The following is a 21118-nucleotide window of genomic DNA, read 5'->3' as shown; positions in this document are numbered from 1 at the left end:
ATCCTCCCGTACGTCACCTCGCGCCGAAGCGGCGTTTGCGCCCCGCGAACGCCGCCAGCAGGCCGCGCAGTTCCTCCGCGGTGAAGTCCGGCCACAGCGTGTCCACGAAGAACAGCTCCGCGTAGGCCGCACGCCACAGCATGAAGTTCGAGATCCGCTGCTCCCCGGACGTCCGCACCAGCATGTCGATGTCCGGGAGGTCGCCGTGCGGCAGGTGCCGGGTGAACAGCGCCTCGTCGATCAGGCCCGGGTCCAGCGCCCCGTCCGCCGAGGCCCGCGCCAGCGAGGTCGCCGCGCGGGCGATCTCCTCCCGCCCGCCGTGGTTGAAGCAGAACGCGAGCGTCATCGCGCGGTTGCCCGCCGTCTCGGCCTCGGCCCGGCGCAGGGCGGCCAGGGTGGCGCGGGGGAGCCGGGCCTCGGAGCCGAGCCAGCGCAGCCGTACGCCGCGCTCGCCGTACGCGCGGAAGACGTCGGCCAGCTGGGCGGTGAGCCGCATGAGGGCGGCCACCTCGGCGCGCGGCCGGTTCCAGTTCTCGGTGGAGAAGAAGAACAGCGACAGATGCTCGACGCCCTCCTCCAGCGCCGTGTCCACCACCCGCGGCAGCGCCAGCACCCCCGCCTCATGGCCCCGGGTGCGGGAGAGGCCGCGCAGAGCGGCCCAGCGGCCGTTGCCGTCCATGATGATGGCGAGGTGCCGGGGCATCGCCGGGGCCTCCTCCCGGGAGCCGCGGCGCTGCCGTACGACGGCGGGCGCGTCGGATCCGGACGCGGTGACGGACGCCCTCAGCAGCCGCTTCACCGAGGGCACCCTCCAGGCTCCGACCTCGAACACCCGCGCGTCCCTCCGCCTCGGCTTCCCCGGTGCCGTGTCTGACGACGGGGCGGGCCGCGGGTTACCTGCCCGGTGGCCGAACCATTCGTTTGGTCGGCACCGCGGCGGCCGCGGTCATGGCTTCCGCGCGACACCCCCGTGCACGTCCGTCGTCTCGATGGGCGTCTCGGACGGCCCGGGCCGCCACAGCGGACACGAGACGATACCCGGTTCGATCAGCTCCAGCCCGTCGTAGAAGCGGCTGATCTCTTCCAGGCCGCGCAGCACGTACGGAACGGCACCGGTGTCGTCGTAGCCCTGCTGGGCCTCCTTGAGCGCCTGGTCGGTGTCGGTGCTGTCGTAGTGCACGAAGTAGCTGCCGGAGGGCAGGGCCTCCTGCAACCGGCGGACGATCGACACCGCCTCGTCGTAGTCCTGGATGTGCCCGAGGATGCCCATCAGCATCAGGGCGACGGGCCGGTCGAAGTCCAGCGTCTTGGCCGCCATCTCCAGGATCCGCTCCGGCTCGTGCAGATCGGCGTCGATGTAGTCGGTCACGCCCTCGGGGGTGCTGGTGAGCAGCGCCTGCGCGTGCCGGAGCACCAGGGGGTCGTTGTCGACGTAGACGATCCGGGCCTCGGGCGCCATCCGCTGGGCGACCTGGTGGGTGTTGTCGTAGGTGGGCAGCCCGGTGCCGATGTCCAGGAACTGGCGGATCCCGCACTCGCCCGCCACATGGGTGACGGTGCGGATCAGGTACGCGCGCGAGGCGCGGGCCATGACCTCGATGTTCGGGGCGACCTCCCGGTACTGGTCGCCGGCGATCCGGTCGACCTCGTAGTTGTCCTTGCCGCCCATCCAGTAGTTCCAGATCCGGGCCGAGTGCGGCACGGTGGTGTCGATCCTCGACCATGCCTGCTGGGCGGGGCCGGGGGTGGACGAGCCGTTGGTCATCGGGACTTCTCCTGCCGTGCGTCATGCCTGTGAGAGGCTCCAACTTACCCACTGCGCCCGGGAGTTCAGCGATTCCCGGCGTAGCGGCGGACGGGTGAGCGAATCCGTGGCAGGCGGCGGGCGAAGGAGGCCGTTTCGAGCGTCACCGGAGTCTCGCCGGGGCCCGGCTCCGCGCCGGGTCCGGAACCGGGGTCCATCGGCGGTTCCTCGTCGACCGTGACCACCGGGGCGTGCTGGGCGAGGGTCCGGAAGGCCTGGTCGAAGCCGGTCAGCGCGGCGTCGATCTCCGCGAGGTCCGCGGCCTCCGCACCGCCCGCGGCCAGCCGGTCCTCCAGCACGGCCGCGGGCGCGGTGACGTGGACGAACAGCCCGTCGCGCTCGGCCACCGCCTCCGCGAAGTCGAACGCCTGGATCCAGGTGACCCGGGAGTGCCCGCGCCGCAGCGGTCCGTAGACCAGCTCGCCGACCAGCCCCGCGTCCACGGCGAGCGATCCCTGGTGCTGGAGCAGCTCGCGGTAGGGGCGGACCGGGTCCACGTGCGGGAGGTCGGGGGAGGCGCGGGTGACGGCGAAGCCGTGCCGGTCCGCGAGCCGGGACAGCAGCCCGTCCCGGCGGACGCCGTCACAGCCCTCGACGATCAGTGTGCGCCGCTGTGGATACGCATGCTGGAGCTTCATCCCGTCTTCCCGTCGTTCCGGAGCGACCCGGATTGGATGGAGGGACGACACAGCCGCCCGCCACGGCGCCTTCAGTGTGCGTGGCGGGGTGGCGGGGGTGGGAGTGCGCTGCGGGGTTGTGCGGTTGTGCGACCGTAGTGGTTTTCGAATCGTGGCCCGTCAGGGGGTGCGCCCGGCGCGCTTCCGGGGGCAGCCGGGGCGGCGGGGCACCCCCTGGGCAACGGGCTAGGCGATGAGGAAGTCGGCGTCGCCCGCCTTGGCGGCCTCCAGGAAGGAGGCGACCTCGGAGCGGGTGTAGATCAGGGCGGGGCCGCCCGGGTCGGTGGACTGGCGGAGGGCCACCCGGCCGTCCTCCAGCCGCTTGGCCTCGATGCAGGTGCCTCCGTTGGACCCGCTCCAGGGCTTTTCCCAGCCCTCCGTGCCCAGGTCGGTGGCCGGCATCCCGGTGTAGACGGGGTCTGTCATCACAGCTCCTTACGCAGTTCGGCCAGGATGGTGCTGGTATCGCCGATCGGGTCCGCCTGGACGGCCATCCGGTCCAGGACCTCCAGATACGCCCCGACCTCCTTCGGTCGGTCCACGTAGACCGCGCCGGTGAGGCTCTCGGTGTAGACGACATCGGGCAGTTCGGAGAACCCGAAGCGGAAGTAGTGGAAGGGGCCGAAGGCCCCGGGGTGCGGCCCGGACGCGAAGCGCATGATCTGGAGCCGGACCTTCGGCATCGACAGGGTGTCGATGATGTAGTCGATCTGGTCCCGCATCACCTCGCTGGGGCCGACGGGCCGGCGCAGCACGGTTTCGTCGAGGATGGCCCACATGATCGGCGCGTCCGGCTTGGTGAGCAGGCTCTGCCGCTGGAGGCGCAGCGCGATCCGGCGCTCCAGCTCCTCCTCGGTGTCGTTGGGGAAGCCGATGCGCAGCACCGCCCGGGCGTAGTCCTCCGTCTGGAGCAGCCCGGGGACGTAGTGCGGCTCGTACGCTCGGATGACGGTGGCCTCGCTCTCCAAGCTGACATACGCACTGAACCAGTCGGGCAGTACGTCCCGGAACTGATGCCACCAGCCGGGCTGGTTGGCCTCCCGGGCGAGGGCGAGGAAGCTCTCGATCTCGGGTCCCCGGACGCCGTAATTCCGCAGCAGTTCCTTGACGTACGGGATCTTGAGGCCGACTTCCGCCTTCTCCATCCGACGCACCGTCAGCGGGGTCACTTCGATGGCCTGAGCTGCCTCTTCGAAGGAAACCTGGGCCCGCTCGCGCAGGTGCCGCAATCGCTTGCCGAGGACCCTGCGTAAGACGGTGGGGGCGGCGCCGCTCGGCCGTGCCTCGCTCACGTCCCGCCTCCCTGAAGGGCTGTCATATGCCTGCACGGTGTGCCTGGACAGTGTGCCACGAGCCCGACGACACAGACAGAGCTATGCGGATCGTTCTGAAATTATCAGAACGAAGGTTGCGGGGTGAGTGACTCACCACGCATAGTGAGCGGGTGACCCATCTCACCCTCCACGGCGGAGGCTCCCAACCTCCTTTGTCCACAACGTCGTTGACACAGCCGATGAGTGCGGCGCCGCGCGGCGGGGATCCCGTACACCTCCGTGGCGCGTGCCGGGGAGGGTTACGGTGATGCCGGGCGCACAGCCGGGAAGCGGGCGCCAGGGCGCCCAGGCCAACGCGGCGTTGGCCGCGGCCCTCAAGGAATCCGGGTGCTCCTACGCCTCGTTGGCGCACCGGGTCAACGAACTGGGCCGCAGACAGGGACACGAGTCGAACTACGACAAGGCGTCCGTCACCCGCTGGTTGCAGGGCGGCCAGCCGCGCGGCAACACGCCGGAACTGATCGCCGCCGTGCTCTCCCACCGGCTCGGCCGGCCGCTGGCGCCCGCCGAGCTCGGCTTCATCGCCGACCGTCAGCGCCCCGTCGTCGCCAGAGCGCTGGCCTACCGGGAGGACGTAGCAGAGACCTTGCACACGCTCGCCGAACTCGGCTCCACCGATATCTCCCGCCGCAGCCTGCTGGGTGCGGTGCCCTTCGTCGCCGGAGCCCTGGTGACCCCGCAGCGCGAATGGCTGCTGTGGCTGGTCGAGAACCAGGACACCCCCCGGCTCTCCTCCGCGGCCGATGGCGGCCGGGTCGAGCAGGTCCACGCGGCCATCAGCATGTTCGACGAGATGGACAACCGCTTCGGCGGCGGCCAGGTCCGCGCCAGCATCGTGCTCTATCTGTCGACCGAGGTCGTGCCCATGCTCCAGCAGCGCGGCGCGCCGCCGCACGAGCGGCGCCAGCTGTTCACCGCGGCCGCCAAGCTGGCCGCGATGGCGGGCTGGAGTTCCTACGACAACGCCGAATACGGCCTGGCCCAGCGCTATATGACCCAGGCGCTGCGGCTGTGCGCCGAGGGCGGCGACCGGGTGCTCGGCGGTCAGATCCTGGCCGGGCTGTCCCATCTGTCCACCAACCTCGGCCAGCCGGAGGCGGGGGTCGAGCTGGCCCGGGTCGGCGTCGCCACCGCCAAGCACGCGGGCAGCCCGCTCGGCCTGATGCGGCTGCACGCCATGGCCGCCCGCGGCCATGCGGCGCTCGACCAGCCCCGGGAGGCGTCCAAGTCGCTGCGCGCCGCCGACGCCCAGCTGGAGGCGAGCCGGGGTGCCGAGCAGGAGTCGCCCTGGGTGCGCTTCCTGGACCACCACTATCTGGCGGCCGAGGCGGCCCTGTGCTTCCGGGACCTGGGGAACGCGGCGGAGGCCGAGAACTCCGCCGCCGAGTCGGTGCGCGCCAACGCCGACCGGCGCCGCCGCCAGGCCATCAGCCGCTCCGTCCTCGCCACGGCCTACCTCCAGCAGAACCGGCTGGACGAGGCCATCGGCACCGCGGGCGAGGCGCTGGACACCCTCAGCGGGGTGCACAGCGAGCGCTCGATCCAGGCGCTGCGCGACTTCCGCTCCCGGCTGCGGCCCCGGCGGGGCGAGCCCATGGTGCGGGACTTCGAGCACCGCTCGCGGGCGGTGCTCGGCTCCGCGGCCTGATAGCGGCGTGCGGCGGGCGCGGTGGGCCCCCGGAGCGGGGGACCGGGGGGCTGTCGCGTGACCGGGGCCCAGGGGGTGTCACCCGATCCGGGTGACACCCCCTGGGCCCGTTGACAGGCGTCAGTAGCCGTTCGGGGTGGGGGCGTTCTGGGCCCGGTCCACGGGCAGATGCGCGCCCGAGACCCCGCTGGAGGCGTCGGACAGCAGAAACGCCACGACCCGGGCGACCTCCAGCGGGGTGACCAGCCCGCCGCAGGGGACCTCGGCCGTGAACCGGGCGTACCGCTCGGGCTCCTCGGCGCGCATGCGGTCCCAGCGCTTGCCAGGGATGAGCATCGAGCCGGGCGAGACGGCGTTCACCCGGATGTGGTCCGGGCCCAGTTCGCGGGCGAGCGAGGCCGCCAGATGGATCTGGGCGGCCTTGGCCGCCCCGTACTGCGCCTGCGGCCCCGGTTTCCACCCGGAGATGGAGGCGATCACCACCACCGAGCCGCTGCCGCTCCGCCGCAGATGCGGCACGGCGGCCTTGACCAGCCGTGCCGCATGGCCGACGTTCAGCTCCCAGGTCGCGGACCAGTCCCGGGCGTCCGCCTCCTCCAGGCCGCGGCCCCGTGCGCCACCGGCACACGCCACGACGCCGTCCAACCCGCCGAAACGTTCCGCCGATGCCTGGACGAATGCCTCCAGCCGGTCCGATGCGGTGAGGTCGAGGGCCTCGGTGAACACCGCCCCCGGCCCCTCCGTATGGAGCGACGCCTCAAGGGCCTCCAGATCCCGCGCCGTTCGCGCACAGGTGGCCACCCGCGCCCCGGCCGCGGCCAGCAGCCGCACGATCTGTTCGCCCAGTCCCCGGGTGCCCCCGGTGACCAGCACACGCTTGCCGTCCAGGCGGAACACATCGGACGGACCGGCCCCCGGCACCGGGGCGGATTCTCCGCCGCGGTCGCCGCTCACGCCTGCCTCGCCAGAGCCGTACAGCCCGAACCACTACGCCCGTACAACCGGACAACCCCCATGCCCTCTCGCCCGCCGGTCGGTTCAACCGTTTTTCTACATGACGGTGACCGATGACGCTCCGAGCTGCCTTCGAAGGAGGAACCATGCCGGTTTCCGGCACCAACCGCGACCGCGTCGACTCCGTCCGTGGCAGCCGGTCCAGGCGGGTCGGACGGGGGGCGCGCACCAACCGCCACCGGCTCAGATGCAGCGCCGTCAGTCCCCAGCAAGCGCCTACCCGCGTAACGGAACATCAACCACCCCATGTGCCTGTATGTCATGAGAGCCCACAGACCGACGAGGACGGACACCGTGAGCCGATCCCTCCCAGGACTGCCGCAGCGGCCGGCACCGGCCGATGACGAGGACCTGGGGCGCGACCGCCCTGCCCTCGCGGTGTCCGTCAACCGCCACTGCATCCGGATCACCGGGCCCGAACCGCGCGGGGAGGGGGCGATGAGCGCCCTCGTCACCCGTCGGCTCTTCCGGGCCGAATTCCCCGCCTTACCCGACCGGGCCGCCGCGGTGCGGCGCATGGTCACCGGCCATCTGAACGACTGGCGGCTCGGCGCGCTCGTGGACGGCGCCGTCCTCGCCACCAACGAACTGTTCGCCAACGCGGTCGAGCACGGCAGCTCCGGCCCCGCCGACACCGTGACCATCACCGTCTCCCTCGAACTCTCCGCCGGACACCTGGGCCATGAGCTGCGGGTCGAGGTCGCCGACGGCTCGCCCGTCATCCCCATCTTCCGCAGCGCCTCGCCGACCGAGGAGTCCGGCCGCGGCCTCGCCATCGTCGACTGCCTGGCCAGCGACTGGGGCACCGAACCGCCGGGACCGGGCGGCGAGGGGAAGAAGGTGTGGTTCACCCTGCCGCTCGAGCGCGCCTCATGAGTCCTGTGGGCGGCACCGTGCAGACCGACGCGGCCGACTGGCTGCTGTCCGCCAGCGACGACCCCGGACGGGTGCGGCTCCAGTGGGCCAGCGGCGACGGCCTCGCCGACCTGCCGGTGGGCACCGTCTTCGACCTGGTCCGCATGGCCGACGACATCGGTACGGCGGTGATCCAGGCCCTCCAGCGGCGCGACGCGGCGACCGGGCCCGTGATGCTGGCGACCTCCAGCCATGTGCTGACCTTCCTCGTCCCGCCCGGCTCCGCGGCCGAGTGGAAGCGCTGGCTGGCCGGGACCCCGTACGCACGCCGCCGCACGGTCGCGGCGGCCGGGGCGGGCCGGGTGCTGCGGTGCCCCCGCCCGGGGTGCGTGCGGCGCGGGCACGTCTGGCTGACCCGGCCCGGGGACGGCCTCACCGACAGCCGTACGCTGCGGGCCGCGCTGGAGGAGGCGGCGGGGCGCTAACTAGGGGGTGTCCTTGTCGGTCAGGCCGGATCAGCGAGCGGCGTCAGGGGGCACCTCCCAGCGGTAGCTGGGGGAAGCTCGCAACCCGCGTGAGGAGAGCGCGGGGGGGCACTTCAGCGGTAGCTGGGGGAGCGACGAGCGCGGGGCCGCGAGGTGCCGCCCGCCGCGGCAGCGGCTGATGTCACCGCGGCGTCGGGAGCCCGGCATGATCGGCACGACACTCACCAGGGGGTCTTGGACCGCCTAGCTCCACCCCGCCGTATTCGTGCAGGTGGGGACGTAGCATCGTGTCGTGGCATGAACACCATCGCCCTTTGGGAACTGGCCGCGCTCGCCGGTGCGGCCCTGCTCGTCGGCTTCTCGAAGACCGCCGTCAGCGGGGCCAACACGGTCAGCCTCGCCATCTTCGCGGCCGTACTGCCCGCCCGTGAGTCGACGGGGGTGCTGCTGCCGCTGCTCATCGTCGGCGATGTGCTCGCCGTCTTCACCTACCGGCGGCACGCCCACTGGGCCACCCTGTGGCGGCTGCTCCCCGCGGTGGCGGTCGGCGTGGTGGCGGGCTGGGTGTTCATGCTGTGGGCCGACGACGCGGCGGTGCGCGTGTCGATCGGCGCGATCCTGCTGTTCATGGCCGCCGTCACGGTGTGGCGGCGGCGCTCGGGGGCGGACGCGGCGGCGGCCGCACAGCCGGCCGGTGGCACCGGGGGCCGGGCCAAGGCCGGTTCGTACGGTGCGCTCGGCGGGTTCACCACCATGGTCGCCAACGCGGGCGGCCCGGTGATGTCCCTCTATCTGATCTCCTCCGGCTTCCAGAAGCTCGGCTTCCTGGGCACCTCGGCCTGGTTCTTCTTCATCGTGAACGTGTGCAAGGTGCCCTTCAGCGTCAATCTCGGCCTGATCGACGGCCACTCCCTGCTGCTGGACGCGGGCCTCGCCCTCTTCGTGATACCCGGCGCCATCCTCGGCAAGGTGTGCGTCGACCGCATCGACCAGCTGCTCTTCGAGCGGCTGGTGATCGCGGCGACCGTGCTGGGCGGATTGCAGCTGCTGCTGCGCTGACGCCCTCTAGTCCCAGGCCGCCCGGTGGGCCTGCGCGAAGTCGCGGAACGACCGGGGCTCGCGGCCGGTGATCCGGCGGACCGTGTCCGTCGTACGGTCCTCCGCGCCGCCCCGGATGTCCTCGTCCAGGCCCGCCAGCACCGCCGCGAACTCCCGCGGTATCCCCGCGTCCGCCAGCCGCTCCCGCAACGCCCCGGGCGCCACCGTGACATGGCTGACCCGGCGCCCGGAGACCTCGGCCACGATGCGCGCCGCGTCGGCGTAGCGAAGCGCCTCCGGACCGGTGATGACGTGGTCCGTGTTGTGCGGGCGGTCATCCAGCAGGGCCCGGACGGCGACGGCGGCGATGTCGTCCGCGTCGACGAAGCCGACCCGGCCGTCACCGGTCGCGGTGACGATCCAGCCGTCGCCGCGGATGGCATGGGCCACCGCGTGGTCGCCGGTGAAGTTCTGCATGAACCACGACGGCCGCAGCACCGCCCACTCGGGCACCGTGTCCCGTACGAGCCGGTGCAGCGCGCCCAGGCCCGGCGCGTCGGCGGGGATCGCGGAGGAGCTGAGCAGCACCACCCGCCGTACGCCCCGGTCGAGCGCGGCGGCCAGGAACGGTTCGACCAGGGGCACCGGGTCGGTCTCGCCGACGGGGGCGACCAGATAGACCCGCTCCACCCCGGTCAGCGCGGCGGCATGGGTGGCCGGGTCGTACCAGTCGAAGCGCACCCCGTCCGCGCCCGGCTCCGGTCCGGGCCGCCGGGCGGCCGCCCGGACCGCCGCGCCGCGCTCCCGCAGGCCCCGTACGACGCGCGAGCCGGTGTTGCCGGTCGCGCCGGTGACCAGCACGGTGGACCCGGAGAGGGGTTCAGCGGTAGGTCCGGTCGTGGGCTCAGGCATCGGTCCGGCCTCCCTCGGCGGCGAAGGACATCCCGTCGTTCAGCAGGAGCGGATTCCAGTAGTCCCGGTACGAGACGATCTCGCCGCCCGCGACGGTGATGACGGCGACGTAGTCGATCCGGAGCGGGCGGCCGGTGGGGACGGCGACGGCCTCCATCGTGAACTCCACGATCAGGACGCCCGGGTCCGCGGTCCGGTGCACGGTCTCCTGGGCGACGGCCCGCAGATCGATGTGGTCGGTGTAGTCGCGCACGTAGTCCCACACCGCCGCGCGCCCCTCCAGCCTGCGCGGCCATCCGGGCGGGGCGAACGGGAACTCCATGGTGCCGTCCTCGGCCCACAGATCCGCGAACCCCCGCATGTCGTGGGCGAGCAGGAGCTTCTTCATCCGCTCGTACACCCTGACGCGTTCGTCCATGACGCTTTCCTTCCGCATGAATGAACGGGACGGTACCGTCCCGTTCGCACTGTAAACAGAACGGTACCGTCTCGTCCATCTGCTAGGGTCGGTCCATGCCGGAACCCTCCCGCCCCACCTCGCCCACCCGGCGCGCCCCGAGCGGCGCCGCCACGCTGCGCCCGGCCAAGACCGAGGCCATCCGCGCCGCCGTCCTCGACGAACTCGCCGAACAGGGCTACGGGCGGCTGTCGATGGAGGCCGTCGCCAAGCGGGCCGGGGTCGGCAAGAGCGCGCTGTACCGGCGGTGGCCGTCCAAGCAGCAGATGGTCATCGACGTCGCGTCCGAGCTGAGCGTCGCGATGATCGATCTGCCCGACTCCGGGTCGCTGCGCGGCGATGTGCTCGCCGCGCTGCAAGCCGTCGCCGACTGGCTGACCCATCCGCGGTTCAGCCGGATCATCCCGGACCTGATCGTCGAGGCGCGCCGGGACGAGGCGCTGGCGGAGGCGCTCGCCATCGGCATCGGCGCGCCGCGCCGCGCCCGCGCCGTCGCCCTGCTGGACCGGGCGGTGGAGCGCGGTGAGCTGCCGCCGGACACGGACCGCGAGCTGGCGCTCGACCTGCTCGCCGCGCCGGTCTACTGGCGTATCGCGGTGCGGGGCCTGCCGCCCGAGCCCGGCTATCTGGAGCGCACCGCCGACCTTCTCGTGCACGCCCTGTCGTCCCGCCCCGCGACCCGGGGCACGGGGGATTAGTTCCCCAGCCTCGTTCCCGTATGGGCCCGGAAAACAGGGCGGGGCGGGGGAGGCACGCGCATCATCCTGGGGAGGGCGATCCGTCGCCCGCGGGGCGGCCGCGCCGCGCACTCGCCGACCGACCGTCACCCGAGGAGCCCCTATGCCCATCGGTCTCTCCGTGCACATCGGACTCAACCAGGTCGATCTCTTGGCGTACGACGGCTGGAGCGGTGAGCTGACCGCCTGCGAGCAGGACGCGACCGACATGGCCCGGCTCGCCGGTTCCGCGGGCTTCGAGGTCACCGGCCCGCTGCTGGGCGGCGCCGCCACCGCCGAGGCGGTCACCTCCGCGCTGGAGACCGCGGCCGGGCGGCTGGCCGAGGGCGACATCCTCTTCCTCACCTACTCCGGCCACGGCGGTCAGGTGCCCGACCTCAACCACGACGAGACCGGCGACCGGCTGGACGGGACCTGGGCGCTGTACGACCGCCAGCTGGTCGACGACGAGCTGTTCGCGCTGTTCGGCAAGTTCGCCAAGGGCGTGCGGATCTGGATGCTCTCCGACAGCTGCCACAGCGGGAGGGTCGCCCGGCGGCTGCCCGAGGTGCTGAGCGCGGGTGAACTCGGCCGCCGCTTCGACACCGACGACCCCCGCGAGGTCGGCAGGAGGCTGCGGGCCATGCCCCAGCCCGTGCAGTCCGCGGTCTACGCGCGCGACCGCGACCTCTACGACCGGATCCAGAAGTCCTGCACCGCCAAGGACCTCGCGAAGATCGACGCCAGCGTGCTGCACATCTCCGGCTGTCAGGACAACCAGACCTCCGCCGACGGCACCGTCAACGGGCTGTTCACCGGCACCCTGCTGGAGGTGTGGCGGGGCGGCGTGTTCTCGGGCAGCTACCGCGCGCTGCACCGGGAGATCGTCAGGAGGATGCCCCCGGACCAGACCCCCCATCTGGTCACGGCCGGAGTCGAGCGCCCGGACTTCGTCCGGCAGCGCCCGTTCACCATCTGACCGTGCCCGCATCCCCCATCGGTGGTGCGGCGGTGCGCGGGGCGAGGTATGACAGAGGGAGGGCACGGCGAGCCGGTGAGGTGCCGGTATGACGACGCATGACCGTCTTGACCAGGACAGCGAGGCGGACCCGACGGGTGGGGACGGCCTGACCACCGTCGCGGGCGGGGTGCTCGACCTCCTTCGGGTCGCCGCCGTGGTGCTCGACGCCGACGGCCGCATCACCCTGTGGAGCCCCGAGGCGGAGTTGCTGTTCGGCTTCTCCGCGGCCGAGGCCCTCGGGCGGCGCGCGGACCATCTGCTCGTCCGCCCGGAGGACCGGCGGGCGGCCAGGGACCTGTTCGCCCGGGTCCGGGCGGGCGACACCTGGGCGGGCGTCTTCCCCGTCCGGCGCCGGGACGGCACCACCGTGCGCGTCGAGTTCCACACCATGGGCCTCCACGACCGCCACGGCGACGCGTACGCCCTCGGGCTGGCCGCCGACGAGGGGACCGTACGGCGGGTCGAGACCGACCTGGCCGTATCGGGCCTGCTGATCGAGCAGTCGCCCGTCGGGCTCGCGGTCTTCGACACGGAGCTGCGGTGGCAGCGCGCCAACCCGGCGCTCCAGAGCATGAACGGCATGCCCGAACCCCTGGTGCGCGGGCGCCGGATCAGCGAGATGCTGCCCGGGCTCGACACCGAGGCCATCGAGACCGCCATGCGGCGCGTCCTGGCCACCGGGGAACCGATCCTGGACCACCAGACCATCGGCCGGACCCCCGCTGACCCCGACCACGACCACGCCTGGTCGGAGTCGTACTACCGGCTGGAGGACGCCGGTGGCCGGGTCCTGGGCATCGCCGTCTCCGTCATCGACGTGTCCGCACGCCACCGGGCGGCCAGCGAGGTCGCCGAGGCGCGCGAGCGGCTGGCCGTCGTCGCCGACGCGGGCGTCCGCATCGGCACCACCCTGGACCTGCGGCAGACCGCCCAGGAACTCGCCGACGTGGCGGTGCCCCGGCTCGCCGACCTCGCGGCCGTCGACGTCCTCGACGCGGTGGTGCACCGCGAACCCGTGGCCCGGGTGCGCAGCGACGGCTCGGCCCGCTTCCGGGCCCTCGCCGTCGCCGCAGGCTATCCCACCGAGGCCGTCCACGCCGCCGACCCGGTCGGCGAGATCGCCCGCTACGGCGCGAACCGCCTGATCGCCCAGTGCGTGCGCGACGGCGCGCCGATCCTGGTGCCCCACACCTCCGAGCAGGACATACGCCGCATCGCGCGGGACGAGGCCGCCGCCGACGTGCTGCGGCGCGAGGGCGTCCACTCCTACATCGCGGCCCCGCTCATCGCCCGCGGCAGCGTGCTCGGCACCCTCAGCCTGCACCGCACGGTCAACACCAAGCCGTTCGACGAGGACGACCTCACCCTCGCCTGTGAGCTGGCCATGCGCGCCGCCCTCGCCATCGACAACGCCCGGCTGTACGGGCGGGAACGCGACGCCGCGCTCACCCTCCAGCGCAGCCTGCTGTCCCTGCCGCCGCGCGACCTCGACGGCCTGGAGACCGCCTCCCGCTATCTGCCCGCGGTCAGCGCGGCGGGCGGCGACTGGTTCGATGTGCTGCCGATGAAGGACGGCCGCGTCGGCCTGGTCGTCGGGGACGTCATGGGCAAGGGCATCCACGCCGCCGCGATCATGGGGCAGCTGCGCACCGCGACCCGCGCCTTCTCCAGGCTCGACCTGCCGCCCGTCGAGCTGCTGCGCCACCTGGACGAGATCACCCAGACCCTGGGGGACTCCATCGCCACCTGCCTGTACGCGGTCTGCGACCCCCGCACCGGGCACTGCGAGCTGTCCACCGCGGGCCATCTGCCGCCGGTCCTGGTCCACCCGGACGGCGACGCCGAGCTGCTGGACATCCCCAGCGGCGCACCGCTGGGCGTCGGCGGCGTCCCGTTCGCCGCGGTCGACTGCGACCTGGCCGAGGGCGCGGTGCTGGCCCTGTTCACCGACGGTCTGGTGGAGAAGCGGCACGAGTCGCTGGACGTCGGGCTGCACACCCTGGTCCAGCTGCTGCGCCGCCACCACCACGGCCCGCTGGACCGGATCTGCGACCAGGTGCTCGCGGCGCTGCACGGGGCGCCGGACGACGATGTGGCGCTGCTGCTGGCGCGGCTGTGCGGGCGCTCGCCCTCGGCTGCCTCGCCGCCGCCGGGGAAACGTGGTTACGGTGAATAGTCCGCATATTCGCTTATGGCCACACATGCCACCTTGGGTGGTGTCCCATGCACCGGATCGCCCGCGGCTCCGCCGTCCTGATCACCCTGATCGCCGTCGGCCTCGGCACCCCGGCCGCGGCCCTCGCCGTCGCCGAACGGTCACCGGAGCCGGAGCGCGGACCCGAGCCGCAGGTCGCCGTCATCGGCACCGGCGGCACCATCGCGGGCGTCAGCAAGAGCCGGGTGTCCTTCCAGAGCTACGAAGCCGGACAGCTCCCGGTGTCCCGGCTGGTCGAGGACCTCAGACCCGAGGTGAACCGGCTCGCCGACGTCACGACGCGGCAGTTCGGCAACAAGGACTCCAACGACTACTCCCTCCCCGAGTACCGGCGGCTCACCACCGCGGTCGACGACGCGCTGCGCACCAACGACGCGGTCGTCGTCACCGCCGGCACGGACACCATGGAGGAGTTCGCGTACTGGCTGGACCTCACCGTCCGCAGCGACAAGCCCGTGGTGCTCACCGGCGCCCTGCGCCCCTGGACGGTCATCGGCTCCGACGGCCCCGCCAACCTCTACAACGCGATCCGCCTCGCCGCCAGTGGCCGCACCACCTGCTTCGGCACGGTCGTCATGCTCAACGACCAGATCCAGGCCGCCCGCGAGGTCCGCAAGGCCGACGCGCTGCGGCTCAACGCCTTCACCAGCGGCAGCAGCGGTGAGCTGGGCGTCGTCGACCAGAACCACATCCGCATCGACCGGGCCCCGGCCCGCGTCCAGCAGTGCGGCAAGCCGGGCTGGAAGACCCCCTTCGACCTGGACCGCATCGCCCGGCGGCCGCTGCCGAAGGTCGAGATCGCCTACAGCTACCAGGGCGCCGGGCCCGAGGCCGTCAAGGCGTTCGCCGACGCGGGCGCGGCCGGTGTCGTCACCGCGGGAACCGGCGCGGGCGGCCTCTCCCCGGCCATGACGGAGGCCCGCGACGACGCCGTGAAGAACGGCGTGCTCTTCGCGTCCGCCTCCCGCACCGGCTCGGGCGCGGTGTACGACCCGCACGAACGCGGCGTGGTCGGCGCGCAGGACCTGACCCCGCAGAAGGCCCGGATCCTGCTCACGCTGTCGCTGGCGCGGACCCACAACGAGGACCGGATCCAGCACTGGTTCACCACCCTGGGCGCGGAGCGGCCGGTATCGCCCCGGCGCTAGGGGGTGTCTTGCCGATCATGCCGGGCTCCCGGCGCCGCTGTGACATCAGCCGCTGCCGCGGCGGGCGGCACCTCGCGGCCCCGCGCTCGTCGCACGCAGCGCCTCCCCCAGCTACCGCTGGGGGTGCCCCCTGACGCCGCTCGCTGATCCGGCCTGATCGACAAGACACCCCCTGGAGCCGGCGTCGGCCCGGGGGCGCTACTCGCCGCGGAAGGTGCAGCGGTACGCGCTCGGGGACACGCCCAGCGCGTCGCGCAGGTGCATCCTCAGCGACGCCGCCGTGCCGAAGCCCGCCTCCGCCGCCACCTGGTCCACCGGCAGATCCGTCTCCTCCAGCAGCTGGCACGCCCGCTCCACCCGGCGCTGGGTCAGCCAGGTCACGGGCGTCATGCCGACCTCCTCCCGGAACCGGCGCGAGAACGTCCGCACGCTCATCGACTCGTGCGCGGCCAGCTCCGCGAGGGTCAGCGGGCGGTCGAGGCGGGTCAGGGCCCAGGCCCGCGCCTCCCGGGTGGAGGAGCCGTGCGGCGCGGGGACGGGGCGGCGGATGAACTGGGCCTGGCCGCCGTCGCGGTGCGGCGCCACCACGGCGCCCCGCGCGACCTCGCCCGCCACCGCGGAGCCGTGGTCGAGCCGGATCAGATGCAGCAGCAGATCGATGCCGGAGGCGTCCCCGGCGGAGGTGAGGACGTCGCCCTCGTCGGCGTACAGGACGTCCGGGTCCAGCTCGACCGACGGGTACAGCGCCCGGAACTGGTCGGCGGCCTGCCAGTGCGTCGTCGCCCGGCGGCCGTCCAGCAGCCCGGCCGCGGCCAGGACGAACGCGCCGGTGCAGATGGAGGCGATGCGGGTGCCGGGCCGCCGGATGAGGGCGAAGGCGTCGGCCAGCGCGGGGCCGAGACGGCCCTCGGTCTGCGGCTCGTCCTTCTCGTTGGCGGCCGGGACGATCACCGTGTCGGCCTCGGCCAGCGCCTCCGGGCCATGGGCGACGTTCACGCTGACGTCGGAGTCCGTACGCACCTCACCGGGCACCAGCGCACACGTCACCACCTCGTACAGCGGCTCGCCGGACGCCGAGACGGCCCGGCCGAACAGGCGGTGCGCCATGCCCAGCTCGAACGGCAGCATCCCGTGCCGGACGAGCACGGCCACCCGGTGGCGGTCCGGATGCGTGAAGACGGCCATGGCCCGATTGTGGCACTACCGCTTGGCCCGGCTCGGCTGCACCCGCTTCGGCTCGCCCTTCATCTTGGGGTGCTCCGGCGGATACGGGAGATCGCCGAGGCCGTGATCCCGCTCGTCGCGGTCGGCCAGTTCCAGCGCGGATTCCAGCCGGTACGCGTGCTCGTCCATGTCCGCGTGCACATCGCCCACTTCCCGGTAGCGCACCGGCATGGTGGCCAGGTCGAAGTCGCGCGGCCGGGCGTCGGGCACCTCGTCCCAGCGCAACGGCGCGGAGACCGGGGCGTGCGGCCGGGGGCGTACGGAATAGGCGCTGGCGATGGTGCGGTCCCGCGCGGTCTGGTTGTAGTCCACGAAGATCTTCTCGCCGCGCTCCTCCTTCCACCACGCCGTGGTGATCCGCTCCGGCGCCCGTCGCTCCAGCTCGCGCGCGACCGCGATCGCCGAGCGCCGCACCTGGGTGAAGGTCCACTCCGGCGCGATGGGCACGAAGACGTGCAGCCCCCGCCCGCCGGAGGTCTTGGGCCAGCCCCGCAGTCCCAGCTCGTCCAGCACCTGGCGCAGCTCGCCCGCGGCCCGTACCGCGTCCCCGTAGTCGGTGCCCGGCTGCGGGTCGAGGTCGATGCGCAGCTCATCGGGGTGGTCGGTGTCGCCGCGCCGCACCGGCCACGGATGGAAGGTCAGACAGCCCAGGTTGGCGGCCCACACCACGGCCGCCGTCTCCGTGGGGCACAGCTCGTCCGCGTACCGCCCGCTGGGGAAGGAGATGCGGCCGGTCGGGATCCAGTCGGGAAGGTTCTTCGGCGCCCGCTTCTGGAAGAACGATTCCCCCGCCACCCCCTCCGGGTAGCGCTCCAGCGTCGTCGGCCGGTCCCGCAGCGCGCGCAGCGCACCGTCGCCGACGGCGAGGTAGTAGCGGGCCAGGTCGAGCTTGGTGAAGCCCCGCTCCGGGAAGTACACCTTCCCGGGGCTGGACAGCCGTACCGTGCGCCCACCGACGTCGAGCTCCACCGTCTCTGCCATATACCAACGCTAGGTCCACTCCGCCCGCTCCACCTCCCGGCGGGCGCGCGGGCCCCGGCGGCCGCACAATCGAAGACATCATGGACCTTCCGGTGATGCCCCCGGTGGCACCGATGCTGGCCAAGTCGGTGGCCACGATCCCGCCCGGTATGCGGTACGAGGCGAAGTGGGACGGCTTCCGGGCCATCGTGTTCCGCGACGGGGACGAGGTCGAGGTCGGCAGCCGCACCGGCAAGCCGCTCACCCGCTACTTCCCCGAACTCGTCGACGCCTTCCGCACCCATCTGCCGCCGCGCTGCGTCCTGGACGGCGAGATCGTCATCGCGCGCGAGGGGCGCCTCGACTTCGACGCCCTCCTGGAGCGCATCCACCCCGCCGACTCCCGGGTGCGGATGCTGGCCCGTACCACCCCGGCGGGCTTCGTCGCGTTCGACCTCCTCGCCCTCGGCGACACCTCGTACATGGACGCACCCCTCGGAGAGCGTCGCGACGCCCTGACCGAGGCGCTGCGCGAGGCCACCGACCCCGTCTTCACCGCCCCCTGGACCGACGACGTCGACGTGGCCCGGCGGTGGTTCGACCACTACGAGGGCGCCGGGCTCGACGGCATCGTCGCCAAGCGCCCCGACCTCGGCTACCGGCCCGGCGAGCGCGTCATGGTCAAGGTCAAGCACGAGCGGACCGCCGACTGCGTGGTGGCGGGCTTGCGGCTGCACAAGTCCGGACCGGTCGTCGGCTCCCTGCTGCTCGGCCTGCACGACGCCACCGGCCGCCTCCAGCACGTCGGCGTCTGCGCCGCCTTCCCGATGCGCCGCCGCCACGAACTGATGACCGAACTGGAGCCGCTGCGCATGGAGTCCGTCGAGGGCCACCCGTGGGCCGACTGGGCGCGCGAGGAGGCCCACGCCCAGAGCCGGATGCCGGGCGCGCCCAGCCGCTGGACCGGCGTCAAGGACCTCTCCTGGCTGCCGCTGCGCCCGGAGCGGGTGTGCGAGGTGGCGTACGACCACATGCAGGGCGACCGCTTCCGGCACACCGCCCGGTTCCGGCGCTGGCGGCCCGACCGCGAGCCGGAGAGCTGCACCTACGCACAGTTGGAGGAGCCGGTCTCGTACGACCTGCGCGAGGTGCTGGGTACCTAGTAGGGGGTGTCTTGCCGATCGCAGCGCCGCTGCGCTCTCCTCACGCGGGTTGCGATGTACCGCTCCCCCAGCTACCGCTGGGAGGTGCCCCCTGACGCCGCTCGCTGATCCGGCCTGACCGACAAGACACCCCCTAGCGCTGGGCGTCGTGCTGCTCGGCCATGCGCGCGAACCAGTCCCGCGCCGCCTCCGCCGCCTGTTCCAGCGCCCCGGGCTCCTCGAAGAGGTGGGTCGCCCCGGGCACCACATGGACCTCGTGCGGCGCGGCCAGCATCGCGGCGGCCTGCTCGTTCAGGCCCAGCACCTCGTGGTCGTCCCCGCCGACCACCAGCAGCACCGGCGCGCCCACCCGGTTCAGCACCCCGCCCGCCAGGTCCGGGCGCCCGCCCCGGGACACCACGGCCCGCACCCGCTCGGGCCGCTCCGCCGCGGCGGTCAGGGCCGCCGCCGCGCCCGTACTGGCTCCGAACAGGCCGACCGGCAGTCCGCTGGTGCCGGGGTGCCCGGCGAGCCAGTCGACCGCCGCCACCAGCCGCCGGCCCAGCAGTGGGATGTCGAAGCGGTGCTCCGCGGTGATCGCGTCCACCCGCTCCTCGGCGTCGGTGAGCAGGTCGAACAGCAGCGTCGCGAGCCCCGCCTCCTGGAGTACCGCGGCCACCGCGCGGTTGCGCGGGCTGTGCCGGGAACTGCCGCTGCCGTGGGCGAAGGCGACCACGGCCGAGGGGTGTTCGGGAAGGGCCAGATCGCCCACGAGCAGGGCGTCGTCCGCGGCGATACGGGCGGTCTCGGAGCGCATCGGCACCTCCTGCCGGGAGCATGGTGGACTACGTGGGCTACGCGTGGGCCAGCAGCCCCTGGCGCAGCTCGCTGTAGAGCCGGGACAGCCTGCGGGATATGTGCATCTGGGAGAAGCCGAGGATCTCGCCGATCTGGCTCTGCGAAAGCCCGGCGAAGAACCGCAGGTAGAGCACGTAGCGGTCCTGTTCGGAGAGGTCCGCGATGAGCACCCGCAGCGACTCCCGGTTGACGACCCGTTCGATCGCGGCGTCGTCCGCGCCGACCGTCTCGGCGAGCAGCCGCTCCTCGGCACCCTGCACCGCGGCGTTGAGGGACAGCGGGGTGCAGGAGGCGCTCGCCTCCAGACCGGCGCGCACGTCCTCCTGCGGCATGCCGGTGCGGGTGCTGATCTCCCCGACGGTCGGGGTACGGCCGCCCAGCTCCTGTTCCAGCGCGTCGCGCGCCGAGCGGGTGCGGGAGCGGACCTCCTGGATGTTGCGCGGGATGTGCAGCGTCCACAGATAGTCGCGGAAGTGGCGCTTCAGCTCGCCGGTGATGACGGGGATCGCGTACGAGGGGAAGGCGTGGCCGAGGTCCGGGTTGTAGCGGTCGACGGCCTTCACCAGGGCCAGCGAGGCGACCTGGGTGAGGTCCTCCATGTTCTCGCCCTTGTTGCGGAAGCGCAGCGCCAGGCGTTTGGCCACCGGCAGCCACTCGCAGATGATCGCCTCGCGCAGCGCGTCGCGCTCCGGCCCGGACGGCAGCCGGGACATGCGCAGAAAGGCGCCGCCGGTGTCGGGGGTGTCGTCATGGCGTCGGCGGCGAGTCGCGGTTGCTGACATGGTCACTCGCCTCCGTGGTCCGATGTCACGGCCTGCCCGCGGCACAGCGGTGAAGCGGTGAGGTCCCGCTCTTGAGAGGGCGATCGGTTGCACGGTCGGTTCTGCGGTCGCAACCAGGCTCGCACGCCCCCCAAGGTCGTGCAATTCGGCCAAATCGCCTCACCATTCCTGCATCTTTGGGGGGAATTGTGACGCTGGGTGATTCGGTGTCGGAGCGGTGGGTATCCGCCGGGGATGGACGCCACCCTTCGTCTCGCCCAGCAGCCCGAGGCCGACGCCCTGCTCGCGCGCAGCCCCCTCGCCCTCCTGACCGGCATGCTGCTCGATCAGCAGGTGCCCATGGAATGGGCGTTCACCGGCCCGTACACGATCGCGCGGCGGATGGGCGCCGACGACCTGGACGCCCATGAGATCGCCGCGTACGACCCCGAGCGGTTCCCGGAGCTGCTGTCGGAGAAACCGGCCGTGCACCGCTACCCCGGGTCGATGGCCAAGCGGATCCAGCAGCTGTGCCAGTACCTGGTCGAGCACTACGACGGCGATGCGGCCGCCCTGTGGCGCGACGCCCCCACCGGCGCCGAACTCCTCAAACGGCTGAACGCGCTGCCCGGCTACGGCAAGCAGAAGTCCCAGATCTTCCTGGCCCTGCTCGGCAAGCGGTTCGGGGTGCGGCCCGAGGGCTGGCGCGAGGCGGCGGGGTCGTACGGCGAGGAGGGCTCGTACCGCTCGGTCGCCGACATCACCGGACCCGAGTCGCTCGGCAAGGTGCGCGCCCACAAGCAGCAGATGAAGCAGCAGGCCAAGGCGCGCGGCGCCGGGGCCTGAACA

At 72.8% G+C, this 21118-nt stretch carries 22 protein-coding genes; 10 read left to right on the top strand and 12 right to left on the bottom strand.

Annotated elements, in window-relative coordinates:
• Positions 1–13 precede the first annotated feature (13 nt).
• From uppS to LCH29_RS32725, 5 genes are all read right to left on the bottom strand, one after another.
• Positions 14–832 carry a polyprenyl diphosphate synthase gene (gene uppS, locus LCH29_RS32745; protein ID WP_446465319.1) on the bottom strand — a complete coding sequence of 273 codons (819 nt, stop codon included), beginning with the start codon at positions 830–832 and terminating at the stop codon, positions 14–16.
• Positions 833–946: 114 nt separating this feature from the next.
• Positions 947–1765: an SAM-dependent methyltransferase gene (locus tag LCH29_RS32740; protein WP_446465318.1), complete on the bottom strand. Its 819-nt coding sequence runs from the start codon at positions 1763–1765 to the stop codon at positions 947–949.
• Between the two features lie 65 nt (positions 1766–1830).
• Positions 1831–2442, bottom strand: coding sequence for a hypothetical protein (locus LCH29_RS32735; protein WP_446465317.1), 612 nt, complete (start codon positions 2440–2442; stop codon positions 1831–1833).
• 225 nt (positions 2443–2667) lie between these two features.
• Positions 2668–2907 (bottom strand): DUF397 domain-containing protein, encoded by a 240-nt coding sequence (locus LCH29_RS32730; RefSeq protein WP_123100881.1) that lies wholly within the window; start codon positions 2905–2907, stop codon positions 2668–2670.
• Positions 2907–3773 (bottom strand): helix-turn-helix domain-containing protein, encoded by an 867-nt coding sequence (locus tag LCH29_RS32725; RefSeq protein WP_446465316.1) that lies wholly within the window; start codon positions 3771–3773, stop codon positions 2907–2909. The genes LCH29_RS32730 and LCH29_RS32725 overlap by 1 nt, the downstream gene beginning before the upstream one ends.
• Before the next feature lie 289 nt (positions 3774–4062).
• Here LCH29_RS32725 and LCH29_RS32720 point away from each other — a divergent pair, with 289 nt between their 5' ends.
• On the top strand, positions 4063–5463 hold the full coding sequence (locus LCH29_RS32720; RefSeq protein WP_446465315.1) for a hypothetical protein: 1401 nt from the start codon (positions 4063–4065) through the stop codon (positions 5461–5463).
• 120 nt (positions 5464–5583) lie between these two features.
• Here the strand turns inward: LCH29_RS32720 and LCH29_RS32715 are convergent, their stop codons facing one another.
• The gene (locus LCH29_RS32715) at positions 5584–6417 is read right to left on the bottom strand and encodes an SDR family NAD(P)-dependent oxidoreductase (protein ID WP_446465314.1); all 834 of its coding nucleotides are present in this window, start codon (positions 6415–6417) and stop codon (positions 5584–5586) included.
• A gap of 354 nt (positions 6418–6771) precedes the next feature.
• Between LCH29_RS32715 and LCH29_RS32710 the strand changes: the two genes are divergently transcribed.
• From LCH29_RS32710 to LCH29_RS32700, 3 genes are all read left to right on the top strand, one after another.
• The gene (locus LCH29_RS32710) at positions 6772–7353 is read left to right on the top strand and encodes an ATP-binding protein (protein ID WP_446465313.1); all 582 of its coding nucleotides are present in this window, start codon (positions 6772–6774) and stop codon (positions 7351–7353) included.
• Positions 7350–7817: a hypothetical protein gene (locus LCH29_RS32705; RefSeq protein WP_039936494.1), complete on the top strand. Its 468-nt coding sequence runs from the start codon at positions 7350–7352 to the stop codon at positions 7815–7817. Before LCH29_RS32710 ends, LCH29_RS32705 begins: the two co-directional genes overlap by 4 nt.
• 297 nt (positions 7818–8114) lie before the next feature.
• On the top strand, positions 8115–8876 hold the full coding sequence (locus LCH29_RS32700; protein ID WP_446465312.1) for a sulfite exporter TauE/SafE family protein: 762 nt from the start codon (positions 8115–8117) through the stop codon (positions 8874–8876).
• A 6-nt stretch (positions 8877–8882) separates the two neighbouring features.
• On the opposite strand, the gene LCH29_RS32695 is transcribed toward LCH29_RS32700, so the two are convergent.
• Positions 8883–9767, bottom strand: coding sequence for an NmrA family NAD(P)-binding protein (locus tag LCH29_RS32695; protein ID WP_446465311.1), 885 nt, complete (start codon positions 9765–9767; stop codon positions 8883–8885).
• Positions 9760–10185, bottom strand: coding sequence for a nuclear transport factor 2 family protein (locus LCH29_RS32690; RefSeq protein ID WP_446465310.1), 426 nt, complete (start codon positions 10183–10185; stop codon positions 9760–9762). Before LCH29_RS32690 ends, LCH29_RS32695 begins: the two co-directional genes overlap by 8 nt.
• Positions 10186–10280: 95 nt before the next feature.
• Here LCH29_RS32690 and LCH29_RS32685 point away from each other — a divergent pair, with 95 nt between their 5' ends.
• The 4 genes from LCH29_RS32685 (at position 10281) to LCH29_RS32670 (ending at position 15324) form a co-directional block, all read left to right on the top strand.
• Positions 10281–10922, top strand: coding sequence for a TetR/AcrR family transcriptional regulator (locus tag LCH29_RS32685; protein ID WP_446465309.1), 642 nt, complete (start codon positions 10281–10283; stop codon positions 10920–10922).
• A gap of 142 nt (positions 10923–11064) precedes the next feature.
• Positions 11065–11919: a caspase family protein gene (locus LCH29_RS32680; protein ID WP_446465308.1), complete on the top strand. Its 855-nt coding sequence runs from the start codon at positions 11065–11067 to the stop codon at positions 11917–11919.
• 88 nt (positions 11920–12007) lie between these two features.
• Complete coding sequence (locus tag LCH29_RS32675) at positions 12008–14137, top strand: SpoIIE family protein phosphatase (protein ID WP_446465307.1); 2130 nt, start codon at positions 12008–12010, stop codon at positions 14135–14137.
• A gap of 47 nt (positions 14138–14184) precedes the next feature.
• The gene (locus LCH29_RS32670) at positions 14185–15324 is read left to right on the top strand and encodes an asparaginase (protein WP_446465306.1); all 1140 of its coding nucleotides are present in this window, start codon (positions 14185–14187) and stop codon (positions 15322–15324) included.
• Positions 15325–15522: 198 nt separating this feature from the next.
• Here the strand turns inward: LCH29_RS32670 and LCH29_RS32665 are convergent, their stop codons facing one another.
• Positions 15523–16509 (bottom strand): GlxA family transcriptional regulator, encoded by a 987-nt coding sequence (locus tag LCH29_RS32665; protein ID WP_446465305.1) that lies wholly within the window; start codon positions 16507–16509, stop codon positions 15523–15525.
• Between the two features lie 15 nt (positions 16510–16524).
• The gene (ligD, locus tag LCH29_RS32660; protein WP_446465304.1) at positions 16525–17529 is read right to left on the bottom strand and encodes a non-homologous end-joining DNA ligase; all 1005 of its coding nucleotides are present in this window, start codon (positions 17527–17529) and stop codon (positions 16525–16527) included.
• An 80-nt stretch (positions 17530–17609) separates the two neighbouring features.
• Between ligD and LCH29_RS32655 the strand changes: the two genes are divergently transcribed.
• Positions 17610–18671, top strand: coding sequence for an ATP-dependent DNA ligase (locus LCH29_RS32655; RefSeq protein ID WP_446465303.1), 1062 nt, complete (start codon positions 17610–17612; stop codon positions 18669–18671).
• 133 nt (positions 18672–18804) lie between these two features.
• On the opposite strand, the gene LCH29_RS32650 is transcribed toward LCH29_RS32655, so the two are convergent.
• Positions 18805–19467 carry a dienelactone hydrolase family protein gene (locus LCH29_RS32650; RefSeq protein WP_446465302.1) on the bottom strand — a complete coding sequence of 221 codons (663 nt, stop codon included), beginning with the start codon at positions 19465–19467 and terminating at the stop codon, positions 18805–18807.
• 37 nt (positions 19468–19504) lie between these two features.
• Positions 19505–20290, bottom strand: coding sequence for a SigB/SigF/SigG family RNA polymerase sigma factor (locus LCH29_RS32645; protein WP_446465301.1), 786 nt, complete (start codon positions 20288–20290; stop codon positions 19505–19507).
• Between the two features lie 234 nt (positions 20291–20524).
• On the opposite strand from LCH29_RS32645, the gene LCH29_RS32640 reads away from it, so the two are divergent.
• Complete coding sequence (locus tag LCH29_RS32640) at positions 20525–21115, top strand: HhH-GPD-type base excision DNA repair protein (RefSeq protein ID WP_446465300.1); 591 nt, start codon at positions 20525–20527, stop codon at positions 21113–21115.
• The last annotated feature ends 3 nt before the right edge of the window (positions 21116–21118 follow it).

Source organism: Streptomyces sp. BRA346, assembly GCF_052851135.1.
The sequence above is the reverse complement of the archived record's forward strand: the minus strand, read 5'-3'. Positions and strand labels throughout refer to the sequence as shown.